Consider the following 12,457-nt stretch of genomic DNA (forward strand, 5'->3'; position numbering starts at 1 on the left):
CACCGAGGAGAACCGGCGCTCACGGCCGACCCACGTGAACGGGATCTTGCCGTCCAACGCCCACTGACGAAGCGTCATCGGGTGTATCCCGAGACGCTTCTCAGCCTTGGACATCCGCAGCAACTCCATGCACAGAACTATACGAGCACAACACTCGGGATAGCTAATGAAGTAGTTGAGCCTCACTCCCCCCAGCCAGGCAGTCCCGGTCGAGCAGGCACCGGCTCCCACCTCTGCGGGCACGATCAGGATTGTCCTCAGGGGCAGGGGCCGGGCTGCGCTGACGAACGCTCCGCGCCGTAGCCGCAGGCGTGCAGAGCTCCCATCTCGGCCGGGACGACGTCGGGGCACAGCTGTTGCGGCGCGGCCGGCCAATGGTCGAGCCGTCATCCCGCGCCGGACCGGCACTGCCTGCGTACACCGCCTCACACCCACCTCGGCACGAGCGAACGCAGATCATGCCGCGTTCTCGTCGGTGTGTGCGTGGGCAGGAAGAAGGCAGTCGAAGACAATCCCTGCCAGTCTCCCGGGCCGGTCACTCGCGCCGCGCCGGCGGTCGGCCGTCAGCGCGGCCACGACGATGGCCTGCACGTCGGCCGCGTCCACGTCGTCGCGCACAGCCCCGGCCTGCTGCGCGCGGGCGAGGAGCATGGCGAACAACTCACGCAATTCTGCCGTCCGTTGTTCGACTGCGGGGCTCATGGGACTGCCCGTTGCCGTGATGGCTTCGGTCAGGTCCTGCTTCGCGCCCGCCTCGGCGGTCATCTTGGCAAGGAAGGCGAACAACGCCGGCCCGGCCTCTGGGCCGGTCAAGGCAGTACGGACCTCGAGTATCAGCTGCTCAAGATGCTCACCGACGACCGCCTCGAACAACGCCTCCTTCGTGGGGAAATGGCGATGGACGGTGCCTGGCCCGACCCCCGCCCGGCGGGCGATCTCGTCCAGCGGGACCGCGATGCCCTCGGCGGCGAAGACCGTGCGGGCGGTCTGCAGGATGCGTGCCCGGTTGCGGCGGGCGTCGGCGCGTAGGGGGCGCTGCCGTTCGTTGTACAAGTGGCCTCCAAAGACATTGAGTTGAGGCATTGATAACCGGGGCTTGCGCCCCGTATATTCAACCACTCTAACCGGGTCCTTCGCCCCGGTTACGTCGAGAGGAGTGTCCCATGACCCCTGCCGCACCGTGTGACGTCCTGCGGCATTTCCTCCGCCTCACCGCCGACGGTCCCAGTGAGGCGATGGCCGACCTGTTCGGCACGGACGCCGTCCTCGAGATGCCCTACCTGCCGCCCGGCGCTCCCGCGCAGCAACCGGGACGGGACGCCTTCCGGGCCCATCTGCGCGAAGGGGCGAAGCTACAGAAGTTCCATGCGGTGGATCACGTCCAGGTGCGCGAGACGGATGATCCCGAACTCGTCGTCGCCGAATACCGCCTCCACGGACGCGTCCTGGCCACCCGAAGGAGGTTCGCCTTCGACATGGTGATGTTCGCCCGCGTCCAGGACGGACTCATCACCTGGTCGCGCACCTACTCCAACCCTCTCGACGGAGCAACCGCCTTCGACACGGCCGAGTACCTGCTCACCGCAATCAGCGCCGCATAGGGGCCCTCCCCCCACATGCCGACGTCCAGGTCCTCGTCCAGTGCCATGGCCGCCGTGATGAGCGCGAGATGGCTCAACGACCGGGCGAAGTTGCCGAGTTGCTCGCCCGTGGCACCGATCTCCTCGGCGAAGAGGCCGACGTGGCCGGCGTAGCGGCAGACGAGGCTGTCAGCGACCAGTTCCGCGTCCATGGCGGCGAGGGCGCACAGCCAGCGTGGATCTCTTGGCGTGAAAGAAGCCGACACCGAGCCTCGCTGCGATGCGGTCTGGGCCGAGGACCTGCCCCGTCCGGGAAGGTCCGCGGCCCGGTATGGGGCTGGAAATGGGCCGACATCCTCGAGGTGCTGAAGGGGTGGCCGTTGATGGTCCACGATTCGTCCGAGCGGCGGAAGTCGAAGTGCCGGGTGGCTGCGGCCGGCGCCGGGTGCAGGGCCGCGCGCCCGGAGTGGCGGCTCGGACGCGGCTCGCTTCCGCCTCCTGGGAACGCTTCGATGCCGTCGTAGACCTCACCCACCGCCCGGTGGGCACCACGCCACCCTGGTCAGCGCATGGGCGGACGGCCCCCTGTGCCAGGTCATGCGCTTCCGCATCGCCCGCAGGTCCGGCCGGCAGGCCGCCCTCGCCGCCATACCTCGGCCGTCCGGCCAGGTGACATATCGTCCCTGACCCATGCCTCGGTCCACAGCCCAGGGGGAAGGGGGAGCGGTCCCTCAGCATGCGTCTCACACCTTGACCACCCGTTCGGCGGTAGCAAACTCCGGGAAGGAAGCCGACGGCACAGGCGTCGGGACAGGCACCGACGGGAGGCCCACGGGCGGCCGTCACCAGGCGGATCGGCCGGTGAACAAAAGGACGAACATCCGGACAGCAGACGAGGAGCGCCGGGTGCGCGGCTCCGGCAGGCCGCGCACGGGCGCTTGTGTTGTCAGAGAATGTTCAATATCGGGGGCCCCGGCCCGATTCCGGCGAGCCGGGGCCCCACATCATGTACTCACCGCCGGACTAGCCCCAGTCCCCGCCGAAGTGCCGGACCACACGGAAGCTGGCGAGCACGCCGTCCTTGACGTGGACTCCATGGGTGGGGCACGGGCGCACCCCGTCCGCGGAGCTGTGCGGCCCGACGGTGGCGATGGGAGCGCCGTTGTCGCAGACCGCCCCGCGGAAGACCTCGACGGTCTTGCGCGTGTCGTTGCGGATGTTCAGCGTCCTGGCGCCCAGGCCGCTGACCACGGTGATGCAGTCGCCCGGGTGGGCGGAGTACGACCGCTCGTTGATCTGGATCCAACCCCAGTCACCTCCGCGGCCTCCACCGCCCCAGCCGCCCCAGCCGCCCCCGCGGCCCTCGTTGCCCTTGCCTGGGCCGGACATGCCGTCGAGGGGAGCCGGGGCAGCAACGGCCGGAGCCGACTGGGGCACCGGGGCGGAAGCCGCCGACGCGTAGGTGATGCCGGTCGCGGTCAGCGCTGCGGCGGCCGCGAGACCAGCGGTGACCATAGTGGAACGGGGGACCTTCATATCGCTTCTCCTGTCTGCTGTCTCAGAGATACCGGCCCGTCAGCCGGTCGTGATCAAACGTACCTATAGCAGACATACCAGTCATATTGAATTACCAACATCAGGCGCCGAACGGGGTATTTCCGGCGACACGCACCGCCTCCCGGGGGATACCCATGAGCATCAAGTACCGGAATATCAAAGGAGATTGATGCGACATTAGCCCTTTTGGCTGATCTCCTGATACGCGCTCACCTCACACACCACAGCGTGTCGCCGCCCAAGAAGAGGCCGAGTCGTGCTACGGGGGCTCCGGCCGTGGATGCGGCCAAGTCGATCACGGCAGGTGCGACGACCCACGACGCCTCGCTCGATTCAGTTGACGCAACCGTTCGGTTGCCATACTGTCGCAATCAGACGGTTGCTATATCTATGGAGGCACGCATGGCATTCCCTGATCGAATCGAGCGCACCATCGAGATCGCGCACACGCCGGCCAAGGTGTGGGCGGCGCTCACCACGGCCGAGGGACTGAGCGCCTGGTTCGGCCAGCAGGCGGGGATCGATCTGCGCCCGGGCGGCTCGGCCTGGATGAAGTGGGAGGGCGGCCACTCCGCCGACATGCGGGTGGAACGGGTGGAGGAGCCGACGGTGTTCGGCTTCACGTGGCGCATGGCCGAACTGCCCGAGGACGATCCGCGCCGCACCTATGTGGAGTTCACGCTCGAACCGGTCGGCTCCGGCACCCGGCTGACGGTGGTCGAGACCGGCTTCGCCCAGCTCCCGGACGAGGTCTACCGCAAGGAGTACGGCGGCCACACCGAGGGTTGGGCGCGCGAACTGGGCGAACTGGTCGACTACCTCGATGCCGCAGCCTGACATCGAGGCGATCGCCGAACAGGTCTTCGCCGCCCTGGCCGACCCGAGCCGACGTGCCATCCTGGCCGCGCTGGCTTCAGGAGGGCCGGCGACGGCGACTGACCTGGCCGGCCGGCTGCCGATCACACGGCAGGCGATCGCCAAACACCTGGCTCTGCTGGCCGATGCCGGCCTGGTGAGGGCCGAACCGGGTGAGCGGCGCCGGGTGCGCTACCGGCTGCGGTCGGCACCGATGCAGGTGGCGCAACAGTTCCTGGCCGCACTGGCTCGCGACTGGGACAGCCCGCTCGACGCACTGAAAGATCACCTCGATGAGCAGGCGCGCGGAACTCCGTGACGGGTCCGCCGCCTGACACACCGGAGGGAGAACCCACGGTGAACGTGGAAATCCGGCACCCGGCCTCGTCGGCGAGGGTGGTGGGTGTGACGCTGGGGCTCGCCGCGGCATTCTGGGTAGCCGCGGTCCGGCTGATGCAGGGCATGGACATGGGGGTCGCGACCAGGCCCGGGTCGTTCGGGCTCTTCGCCGCGACGTGGATCACGATGATGGCGGCGATGATGCTGCCGGGCGCGGCTCCGGCGGTCGCCAGGCAGGTCCGCCTGGTCGGCGGCCTGCGGGGCGCACCGCTGTTCGCCGGGACCTACCTCGCCGTCTGGGCGCTCGCTGGTGTCGTGGCGTACGCGCTGGCCCGGCCGCACGGATCGTCGGCCGCCGGCGCCGTGGTGATCATCGCGGGCGCCTACGAGCTCACCCCGGTCAAGCGGTGGTTCCGGCGACGCTGCCATGAGGTTGCCGGTTCCGGACTGAGGTTCGGACTGTACTGCGCCGGCTCGAGCATCGGGCTGATGGCGATGCTGGTGGCACTGGGCGTGATGAGCGTGTTGTGGATGTCGTCGGTCGCCGTTCTCGCCTCCGCCCAGAAGCTGCTGCCCGAGAAGACCGCGATCGATGTTCCGCTCGCGCTGGCGATCGTCGGGCTCGGACTCGTGATCGTCGTCGCGCCCTCGCTGGTTCCGGGGCTCACGCCTCCGGCGATGTAGCGACAAGACAAGACAAGACGAGGCAGGACAAGGAGACAGGCAATGACCAGTCACAAGACGGGGACACGCGAGGAGTGGCTTGCCGCGAGGCTGGAGCTGCTCGAGGCCGAGAAGGAGCTGACCCGGCGCGGCGACGAGCTGGCCCGGCGACGGCAGGAGCTGCCCTGGGTCCGGGTCGACAAGGACTACCGCTTCGAGACCGACAAGGGAACGGCGTCGCTCGCCGACCTGTTCCGGGGACGCTCGCAGCTGCTCGTCTACCACTTCATGTTCGGGCCCGACTACACCGCCGGATGCCCGTCCTGCTCGGCGATCGCCGACGGCTTCAACGGCTCCGTGGTCCACCTCGCCCACCACGACGTCACGTTCTGCGCGGTGTCGCGAGCCCCGCTCGCCAAGCTCCACACGTACCGGGATCGGATGGGCTGGACCTTCCCGTGGGCGTCGTCCTACGGCAGTGACTTCAACGTCGACTTCGGGGTGGCGCACACCAAGGAGGAGTGGGAAGCGGGAGTCGTCGCGTACAACTTCGGTGAGGAGGACATGCGGCCGGCGACGGACGACGAGCAGAGTTCCCGCGACACCTTCACCCAGGCGATCGTCGGTACGGACTGGGAGACCTACCGGCGCGAAGGACCCGGCGTGAGCGCGTTCGCGCTGCAGGACGGCGCCGTCTACCACACCTACTCGGCGTATGCGCGCGGGCTGGACGCCCTGTGGGGCATGTACCAGTGGCTCGACCGCGCGCCCCGCGGCCGTAACGAGAACGGCTTCTGGTGGCGTCGTCACGACGAGTACGACAACCAGTGAGCGAGATCGGCCAAGGTCCGGTCCCTGGCGGCGGCACCGGCGATGGGCGCTACGGCGACTCGGTCAGGCCGCTGCGGTGGGCGAAGACGACGAGTTGAGCGCGGTCACGGGCGCCGACCTTGGCCATGGCGCGGTTGACGTGGGTCTTGACCGTTGCGGGGCTGAGCACGAGCCGGGCGGCGATCTCGTCGTTGGACAGCCCGGTCGCCACCAGGCCGGTGCATTGCCGTTCGCGCTCGGTGAGCGCCTCCAGCCCGCGGCTGGCCGCCTCGTCCAGGGGACCAGGGACGGCCGGGGTGGCGAGGAAGCGGCTGATGAGGGTTCTGGTCGCGGCGGGAGACAGCAGAGCGTCGCCGCGGCTGACCGTGCGGATGGCCTACAGCAGTTCCTCCGCGTCGGCGCCCTTGCCCAGGAAGCCGCTGGCACCGGCACGGAGCGTCTCGAAGACGCCCTCGGCGCCGGAGCCAAAGCCATGACGAGCGAAGACCTGCTGCCACGCTGGGGGGCGGCGCCGTCCTCGCCGTGTACACGCTCGTGTTCGCCGCACTCGCCGTCACCACCTCCATGCGACGCGACGTGTCCTGACACCGCGCCGCTCACCTGCCGCTCGGCCCGGTGGGCAGCGAATGCCCGGCGCCGAGGCGGTTCTCCCGCCGTCGACCTCTGCCGACTCGCTGAACCGCGTCAGCGACAACGCACGGGTCGACGGCAGGACGTACGGCGCATCGCCGGCGTCACCGACGTGACGGTGGAAGCGACGACCGTGCCGCTTGGATCAGGCAGACGTACAGGAGCCCGCGCCGGCCCAACGGTGAGTTCCTGCCCACGACTTGGCATGCTGGGTGGGGCGTACCGGCAGGGTGCCGAGCCCGACGGCTCGACAGGCACGGGGCCGACTCACGTGGCGGCCGTGCCCTGCACCTGCTCGGCCGGGAAAGGACTGAGAACTCTTGACGGCATACACACTGCGCCCGATCGGGCGCGTCGAATCACCGTTGACCGATCGGACGGCGGCGCCCCGGCAGCCCGATGAGGGTGCCCCCGACGCCTGGCTCGTCTTCGACGACCGGTGCGCCCCCGCCCTGGACGGGCTGGCCCCGGGCACCGATGTGCTGCTGCTCACCTGGCTCGACCGCGCCGACCGCGACACCCTCACCGTTCGCCCGCGCGGCGACACCACCCGCCCGCTCACCGGCGTCTTCGCCACCCGCGCCCCCGACCGTCCCAACCCCATCGGCCTGCACACCGTCCACATCCTCGCCATCGACGGCACGCGCGTCCATGTCCGCAACCTCGAAGCCCTCGACTCGACACCGATCCTGGACGTCAAGCCCTGCTCACTCCCGACCGTTGACGGCCCGATCGCAGACGTCCAGGCCTCCGACGACCAGCTGTGGCCCTCCACGGGTGAGGCACCCCGAACGTCATGGCTGGCCGCGGGGCGGGGGCGGGTGGTCATGGTCGTGACGGTCGCTGGAGCCTGGTGCTCGGCAGAGCGCCCGGCCAAGTCGGCGACGGCTGACAGGGATCCTCGCGGCATCGGCATCGGCATCGCCTGGCCGTGTCAGCTGCCGCCCACTCCCAGCGCCGCCAGCAGGACCAGCACCAGGGTCGCGGCGCCGAGAAGGCCATGGGCCGCGACAACGGGAACCGGCAGATGCCGTTCCGCGGGCGTCGTCTCCTCGCCCGCGGCGGGCGGGGCGGTGCGGTACACGGGGACCCAGCGGACGAACATCGTGAAGCCGAGCAGCGCGACGGCGACGAGGATGCCGAAGGACGTCCAGGCCAGGGCCGACCGGTCGGCCGCGAGATAGACGATCCAGACGACCAGGCCGGCCGCCGCGAGCAGGAAGTGGCCGAAGACGACGGGGGCCGGAAAGCGGGTCGTCCCCGTCTGCTGCTGGCGCAGGCCGCCACGGGCGATCCAGCGGGCCAGGAGGACGAATCCGCCGAGGGCGGTGACCACCCAGGCGACGAGCGCGGCGATGTCCATGTCGTACTCCAGGGTTGGGTACGGGTGTGGTGAGGACCGGGCGGCCGGGTCAGGGGCGGTGCGGGGTGCGGTACCCCTCGGCCTGTACGGACTCCTCGGCGACACGTACGCCGTCGCGGTACGCGAGTTTGCCGCCGAGATAGCCGGACACGCCGAGGGCGGCGAGCGAGACGGCGGAGAGCGCCAACTGCCCGTATCCGACGCCCTGCCCTTCCGGGTATCCGCCGCCCTGACGCCAGGCGAAACCGGCCGCGTACGCGGCGGTCACGGCCAGGTTCAGCCCCATGTGCACCAGGCCCGTCCGGAAGGCCGGCGTGCCGGTGGGAATGGCGAACAGGTCCAGGAAGCCCACGCAGGCCGCCGCCAGCGCACCCAGCACACCGATGGCGATCAACCAGGCCGAGCCATGGGCCAGAAAGGCCGGCCGGTGGACGATCCGCGAGGCGATGTCGAAGACCAGGCTGCACACCCAGGCCCCGATCGGCACGGTGACCAGGATGGGATGGAACGGATGCCCGTACGGCCCTGCCAGCGCGCCGCTCACCGGCTCCTTCGCCTGCCGCAGACCCCTGAGATCACTGTCCACCGTCATACGGCCCCTCGCCCTTGAGCCGGCCGCTGAGCTATTTCACCAATGATTCTTGGCCTTATTTACGCCATACGTCAAGGCCCCGTCGACATGCAGAAGCCGTGCGACCGACGCGCCAGGATCAGCGCTTCGGCACTCTTTGCCCGTACGCGGTCCGCATCCGATCCGCTCTGTGCGGCGGCCTCGGCACGGCACCGGTCGCCGGGCGTCCCAGCCAGGCGAGGAAGGTGAGGACGAACAGCCCTTCGACGATCAGGGACAGGGGGCCGTACGGCGCCTCCCAGCCGGGTTCGTAGTAGCCGCCCGGCAGGCCGACGGTGCGGGACAGCAGAAATCCGACGATCATGCCGAGGCTGACGAGGGCCCCGGTCAGCCAGGCGATCATGGGGCGCGCCAAGGCCACCAGTGCCGCCGCCACGATGAGCATGACGACACCGCCCACCACGAACAGAACGCCGATGTAGAACTTCTCCTCAAGGTGATCAGGAACGAGGACAGCGTGCAGCACCATGTTGCCGACGGCGCAGCACACTCCCAGTCCCCTGAGGGTGACTTCGGTCGCGAAGGTGGAGTTCATGGTGACTCCAGCTGTTCTTGTGTTCACCGCTCGCAGGCGGTGCCCTCCTCTGGACCGCTTCCCGGCGTGTGTTCAGCGCGCAGTTCGACGCAGCAGGCACCGGGCCGCGGGGCCAGCACCGCTGTGGTCTTGTCACTTCCCAGACCGCGCAGATAGCCGGCCAGAAATGCCTGATTGACGGCGCAGACCAGCTCCGGGGCCTTCGCCGCCACGGGGTGGAAGGGGCAGTTTCGCAGCCGCAGCAGGGTGGGTGCGGCGCGCTCGGGCTCGAAGCCGAACTCCTCGAGCGTCTCGGCCGCCAGGCCCAGTCCGCGCTCGGCACCGAGGCGTCCGGGGTGCACCCGTTCGCGTTCGGCACCGCCCAGGGCTTCCCCGCGCGCGTACGCCACGCGGAGCGCGGCGTCGCGGGCCGATTCGTCGTCCCTCTCGGTGAGCACGGCCTCGGTGAGGATGTCGGCCAGCATTCCGTGGCGTCGCTCCGGGATGCTCACCGAGATGGCCTCGCCCGTCGGCTCATAGACCTTGGGCTTGCGTCCGACCTTGCGGATGCCCGTCGGCGATTCGTAGCGGGCCTGGAGCAGGCCGGCAGCCACCAGCTTGTCGAGATGGAAGGCCGCGAGCTTGCGGGAGATGCCGAGGCTGTCGGCCACCTCCTCACGCGTGATCGGCCGCCGCTCGTGCCGGATCAGTTCGAACATGCGACGGCGTGTGGCGTCGCCGAAGGCGGCCAGGCTGGTCAACGAGGCGTGGTCCAGTCCCACCCGCCCAGCATATCGCGCATAAGCGTTGACGAAACCCTTCAATGCTGCTGTTGTCCGGGAGGTGTTTCCTCCTGTGATGTCATACGGAAACGACCTTCGATGAGATGCCCCGCCGGAGCAACACAGGCATCTCACCGCCGTCGAAGCCCCGCTCACAGCCGCAGGTCAGTCCGCGCCACGACCACCCAACAGGCCGGTGACCTCTGAGCGTACGACGTCCCACGCGGCGGTCGGCAGGTCGCCGAAGGCCGTCGCACGCAGCGCGTGCAGGGCCTCCTCGGTGTCGGTGGCGCACGGGGCGCTGCCGCTGAGTACGCCGTAGCCGTCGCGTACGGCGACCCGCAGCCGGTCGCCATCGTCGCCCGCGTGCACCGCCGAGGCGACGACGAGGGGCGGCGGTCCACCTGCCTCGCCGGCCAACTTCCGATACGCGCAGGCGATCGGTTCACGCCAGCGGAGGCTGAGCAGGACGGGGCGCTTGGCCACCAGCTCGGCCAGGTCCGTCTCATGGACTCCGTCGGATTCCAGCACCGTCGCCCGGGCGTCCAGGACGATGGCCGCGGGCAGCAGACAGCGCAGTGCGCTGCCGACGAGGTTGCCGCCGACCGTCGCCGCCCGCCGCACGGCCCCGGTGCCCACCGCGGCGGCCGCCAGGCGCAGCACGTCCGGCACCCGGTCGTCGATCCGGTGCAGGACCACAGCGCCTCCCACCGTCTCCCGCTCCAGCACGTTGGCCTCCGGCACATCCCGCAGGGACATCGCCAGTTCGGGGAAGCCGTCCCGCTGCCAGGTGGCCCACACGAGCGTGGCGCCGCCGATCGGCACGGCCCCCTCGGCCAGGTACTCCTGCGCTTCGGACACCGACGTGGGGAGACACAACAACACAGCGCCCGGCCTGCCTTCCTCAGGTGTGGACCGAAGGCGGCGAGTAACGCCTTGGCCAACCGCCCTCGCCAAGGCAGTCTTCTCGACCGGACGGGGGCGCATACAGGGCTCACACGAGCACGCCGTCCACTCTCTCGTCGTGCAGCGCCCGCGCCTCGCCGATCCGGCCGCCGGGCATGGATTTTGGACCCCTGCACCGGTGACCTTGTGGACCTGTCCATCACCTCCGTGGTGAGGGCAGCGTGGGCGGTATGCACACACCTTCCGCTTCGTTCGCCCAGCTCGTCCCCGGCATGGTCGGGATGGCGCTGGTGGGCAGCAGCGTGACCGTCTCCCGCACGCTGGTCGACGCCCCGCTGTTCACCACCCAGGCGGTCCGGTACGCGGCCGCGACCGTGATCCTCTTGGTCATGGCGCGGCTCGCCGGTGCCCGGCTGGTGTGGCCACGGGGACGGGAGTGGCTGTGGCTCGCCGGGATCGCGGTCACCGGCCTGGTGCTGTTCAACGTGGCCGTGGTCCGGGGCGTCGGCCATGCGGAGCCCGCGGTGATCGCTGTCGCGGTCGCGTGCGTACCGGTGGTTCTCGGGGTGGTGGGCCCGGTGCTGGAACGGCGCAGGCCGAGCCGGCAGGTGCTCTGGGCGGCGCCTGTCGTCATGGCGGGCGCGGTGCTCGTGGAGGGAACAGGCCGCACCGATGCCGTCGGGGTGGCCTGGGCGGCGCTGGCCCTGGGCTGCGAGGCCGCGTTCACGCTGCTCGCGGTGCCGGTACTACGGCGGCACTCGCCGTGGGGAGTGTCCGTGCACGCGATGTGGCTGGCCGGTGTGCTGCTGGCCGTCCTCGGCGTAGTGACGGAAGGGCCCTCCGCCGTGCGGGAGGTGTCCGGGGCCCAGTGGGCGGCCGCCGGTTATCTGGCGTCGATGGTGACGGCGGTCGCCTTTGTGTTGTGGTACTCCACGGTTCGCGCCGTGGGGGCCGGGCGAGCGGGGTTGCTCACCGGCGTCGCGCCGCTTGCCGCGGCGGTCGTCGGCGCCGTGTCGGGCAGTGGCGCGCCGGGGCCGTCGGTGTGGCTGGGCATCGCCGTGCTGATCCTCGGCCTGGTCGGTGGCCTGCGTCCACGCAACGTTTCCGTCGGTGAGGCCGCGGATCTGGATCCCCCGGCCACGGCGGGCCCTTCGCCGGCCTCGGCACGGTCCAGGTAACGGCCTGCCCGGAGACAGGAGTCGTGGCGAACAGGGCGTGGCGCCGGCCGCGCGCTCAGGACGGCGCCCACTCGTCCCGGCTATTTGGGGCCGTAGATGGTCACGTCGGCCACGTCCGCCGCGCGCTGAGCCGGCCAGGCGGGCCTCCCGCCTTCGCGGACGACGGTGAAGGTGAGGTCGCGCTTGCCGGGGAGCATCTTGTCGAGCGGAATGGTCACCGTGCCGGTGGGACCCTTGAGCGGGAGGTCCAGGCCGTACGATTCCGAGCCGCCCAGCGTCAGGCGCAATCGGTAGCCGGCCGAGGCGGTGAAGTGCATACCGGTGATCGTGTAGCCGACGGTGGCGGGCAGGGTGATCGTCCCGCCTGGGCGCAGTGTGGTGATGCTGAGCTCGGGGGTGGTGACGGGCCGCGACGGCCCGGCCGTGCTCGGTGTCGCGGTCTCCCCCGGCCTCCCTTGCGTCGCCGACGGTTCCGCTTCTGTTGCCGACGGCGTGCGCGGTGTGCGAGACGGGCTCGGCCCCGCGGAGTCGCCGCCGCCCGAGGAACAGCCGACGAGCACGAGTGCGGCAGCGGTGGCGAACGCGGCCGCCCTGGACAGGAGTTGGCGGCGGGCAGGCATCGGTTCCT

Annotated in this window: 14 protein-coding genes and 3 pseudogenes; 7 read left to right on the plus strand and 10 right to left on the minus strand. The window is 70.2% G+C overall.

Features of this window, described 5'->3' with window-relative positions; translation table 11 throughout:
• Positions 1 to 456: 456 nt before the first annotated feature.
• Positions 457 to 1,053 (minus strand): helix-turn-helix domain-containing protein, encoded by a 597-nt coding sequence (locus tag AB0M27_RS28410; RefSeq protein ID WP_365725468.1) that lies wholly within the window; start codon positions 1,051 to 1,053, stop codon positions 457 to 459.
• A 110-nt stretch (positions 1,054 to 1,163) separates the two neighbouring features.
• Between AB0M27_RS28410 and AB0M27_RS28415 the strand changes: the two genes are divergently transcribed.
• The gene (locus tag AB0M27_RS28415; protein WP_365725470.1) at positions 1,164 to 1,601 is read left to right on the plus strand and encodes a nuclear transport factor 2 family protein; all 438 of its coding nucleotides are present in this window, start codon (positions 1,164 to 1,166) and stop codon (positions 1,599 to 1,601) included.
• On the opposite strand, the pseudogene AB0M27_RS28420 reads toward AB0M27_RS28415, so the two are convergent.
• Positions 1,526 to 1,828: pseudogene (locus tag AB0M27_RS28420) on the minus strand (hypothetical protein); the annotation flags it as partial. The gene AB0M27_RS28415 and the pseudogene AB0M27_RS28420 sit on opposite strands and share 76 nt — an antisense overlap.
• Before the next feature lie 775 nt (positions 1,829 to 2,603).
• Positions 2,604 to 3,116: a hypothetical protein gene (locus AB0M27_RS28425; RefSeq protein ID WP_365725473.1), complete on the minus strand. Its 513-nt coding sequence runs from the start codon at positions 3,114 to 3,116 to the stop codon at positions 2,604 to 2,606.
• A 423-nt stretch (positions 3,117 to 3,539) separates the two neighbouring features.
• Here AB0M27_RS28425 and AB0M27_RS28430 point away from each other — a divergent pair, with 423 nt between their 5' ends.
• Genes AB0M27_RS28430 through AB0M27_RS28445 form a run of 4 tightly spaced genes read left to right on the plus strand, consistent with a single transcriptional unit; the run spans position 3,540 to position 5,825 of the window.
• Positions 3,540 to 3,974 (plus strand): SRPBCC domain-containing protein, encoded by a 435-nt coding sequence (locus tag AB0M27_RS28430; protein ID WP_365725475.1) that lies wholly within the window; start codon positions 3,540 to 3,542, stop codon positions 3,972 to 3,974.
• Positions 3,961 to 4,311 carry a metalloregulator ArsR/SmtB family transcription factor gene (locus AB0M27_RS28435; RefSeq protein ID WP_365725477.1) on the plus strand — a complete coding sequence of 117 codons (351 nt, stop codon included), beginning with the start codon at positions 3,961 to 3,963 and terminating at the stop codon, positions 4,309 to 4,311. Before AB0M27_RS28430 ends, AB0M27_RS28435 begins: the two co-directional genes overlap by 14 nt.
• Positions 4,312 to 4,349: 38 nt before the next feature.
• On the plus strand, positions 4,350 to 5,015 hold the full coding sequence (locus AB0M27_RS28440; protein ID WP_365725479.1) for a DUF2182 domain-containing protein: 666 nt from the start codon (positions 4,350 to 4,352) through the stop codon (positions 5,013 to 5,015).
• A 42-nt stretch (positions 5,016 to 5,057) separates the two neighbouring features.
• A complete protein-coding gene (locus tag AB0M27_RS28445; protein WP_365725482.1) occupies positions 5,058 to 5,825 on the plus strand; it encodes a thioredoxin family protein in 768 nt (255 codons plus the stop codon).
• Between the two features lie 49 nt (positions 5,826 to 5,874).
• Here the strand turns inward: AB0M27_RS28445 and AB0M27_RS28450 are convergent.
• Positions 5,875 to 6,279 (minus strand): annotated as a pseudogene (locus AB0M27_RS28450) (response regulator transcription factor); the annotation flags it as partial.
• Between the two features lie 541 nt (positions 6,280 to 6,820).
• On the opposite strand from AB0M27_RS28450, the pseudogene AB0M27_RS28455 reads away from it, so the two are divergent.
• Positions 6,821 to 7,105 (plus strand): annotated as a pseudogene (locus tag AB0M27_RS28455) (TrmO family methyltransferase); the annotation flags it as partial.
• A gap of 284 nt (positions 7,106 to 7,389) precedes the next feature.
• Here the strand turns inward: AB0M27_RS28455 and AB0M27_RS28460 are convergent.
• The 5 genes from AB0M27_RS28460 to AB0M27_RS28480 form a co-directional block, all read right to left on the minus strand.
• Complete coding sequence (locus tag AB0M27_RS28460; RefSeq protein WP_365725484.1) at positions 7,390 to 7,818, minus strand: hypothetical protein; 429 nt, start codon at positions 7,816 to 7,818, stop codon at positions 7,390 to 7,392.
• Positions 7,819 to 7,867: 49 nt separating this feature from the next.
• On the minus strand, positions 7,868 to 8,410 hold the full coding sequence (locus AB0M27_RS28465) for a DUF2231 domain-containing protein (protein ID WP_365725486.1): 543 nt from the start codon (positions 8,408 to 8,410) through the stop codon (positions 7,868 to 7,870).
• 118 nt (positions 8,411 to 8,528) lie between these two features.
• Positions 8,529 to 8,984, minus strand: a complete 456-nt coding sequence (locus AB0M27_RS28470) for a hypothetical protein (RefSeq protein ID WP_365725489.1) — start codon at positions 8,982 to 8,984, stop codon at positions 8,529 to 8,531.
• Positions 8,985 to 9,007: 23 nt separating this feature from the next.
• Positions 9,008 to 9,745, minus strand: a complete 738-nt coding sequence (locus tag AB0M27_RS28475) for a helix-turn-helix domain-containing protein (protein ID WP_365725493.1) — start codon at positions 9,743 to 9,745, stop codon at positions 9,008 to 9,010.
• Positions 9,746 to 9,910: 165 nt separating this feature from the next.
• Complete coding sequence (locus tag AB0M27_RS28480) at positions 9,911 to 10,630, minus strand: FAD binding domain-containing protein (RefSeq protein WP_365725495.1); 720 nt, start codon at positions 10,628 to 10,630, stop codon at positions 9,911 to 9,913.
• 251 nt (positions 10,631 to 10,881) lie between these two features.
• On the opposite strand from AB0M27_RS28480, the gene AB0M27_RS28485 reads away from it, so the two are divergent.
• Positions 10,882 to 11,829, plus strand: a complete 948-nt coding sequence (locus AB0M27_RS28485; protein ID WP_365725497.1) for a DMT family transporter — start codon at positions 10,882 to 10,884, stop codon at positions 11,827 to 11,829.
• Between the two features lie 80 nt (positions 11,830 to 11,909).
• On the opposite strand, the gene AB0M27_RS28490 is transcribed toward AB0M27_RS28485, so the two are convergent.
• Entirely contained in the window at positions 11,910 to 12,449 is a 540-nt protein-coding gene (locus AB0M27_RS28490; RefSeq protein ID WP_365725499.1) for a hypothetical protein, read from the minus strand.
• Positions 12,450 to 12,457: the final 8 nt, after the last annotated feature.

The organism is Streptomyces sp. NPDC052107 (assembly GCF_040680215.1).
In the GTDB taxonomy this organism is placed as follows: domain Bacteria; phylum Actinomycetota; class Actinomycetes; order Streptomycetales; family Streptomycetaceae; genus Streptomyces.

Bases quoted from the DNA above. Each gene is read 5' to 3' on its own strand.
- AB0M27_RS28430 (WP_365725475.1), top strand. From the start codon at position 3,540: ATGGCATTCCCTGATCGAATCGAGCGCACCATCGAGATCGCGCACACG.
- AB0M27_RS28445 (WP_365725482.1), top strand. From the start codon at position 5,058: ATGACCAGTCACAAGACGGGGACACGCGAGGAGTGGCTTGCCGCGAGG.
- AB0M27_RS28460 (WP_365725484.1), bottom strand. From the start codon at position 7,818: ATGGACATCGCCGCGCTCGTCGCCTGGGTGGTCACCGCCCTCGGCGGA.
- AB0M27_RS28470 (WP_365725489.1), bottom strand. From the start codon at position 8,984: ATGAACTCCACCTTCGCGACCGAAGTCACCCTCAGGGGACTGGGAGTG.
- AB0M27_RS28415 (WP_365725470.1), top strand. From the start codon at position 1,164: ATGACCCCTGCCGCACCGTGTGACGTCCTGCGGCATTTCCTCCGCCTC.
- AB0M27_RS28425 (WP_365725473.1), bottom strand. From the start codon at position 3,116: ATGAAGGTCCCCCGTTCCACTATGGTCACCGCTGGTCTCGCGGCCGCC.
- AB0M27_RS28435 (WP_365725477.1), top strand. From the start codon at position 3,961: ATGCCGCAGCCTGACATCGAGGCGATCGCCGAACAGGTCTTCGCCGCC.
- AB0M27_RS28465 (WP_365725486.1), bottom strand. From the start codon at position 8,410: ATGACGGTGGACAGTGATCTCAGGGGTCTGCGGCAGGCGAAGGAGCCG.
- AB0M27_RS28490 (WP_365725499.1), bottom strand. From the start codon at position 12,449: ATGCCTGCCCGCCGCCAACTCCTGTCCAGGGCGGCCGCGTTCGCCACC.
- AB0M27_RS28485 (WP_365725497.1), top strand. From the start codon at position 10,882: ATGCACACACCTTCCGCTTCGTTCGCCCAGCTCGTCCCCGGCATGGTC.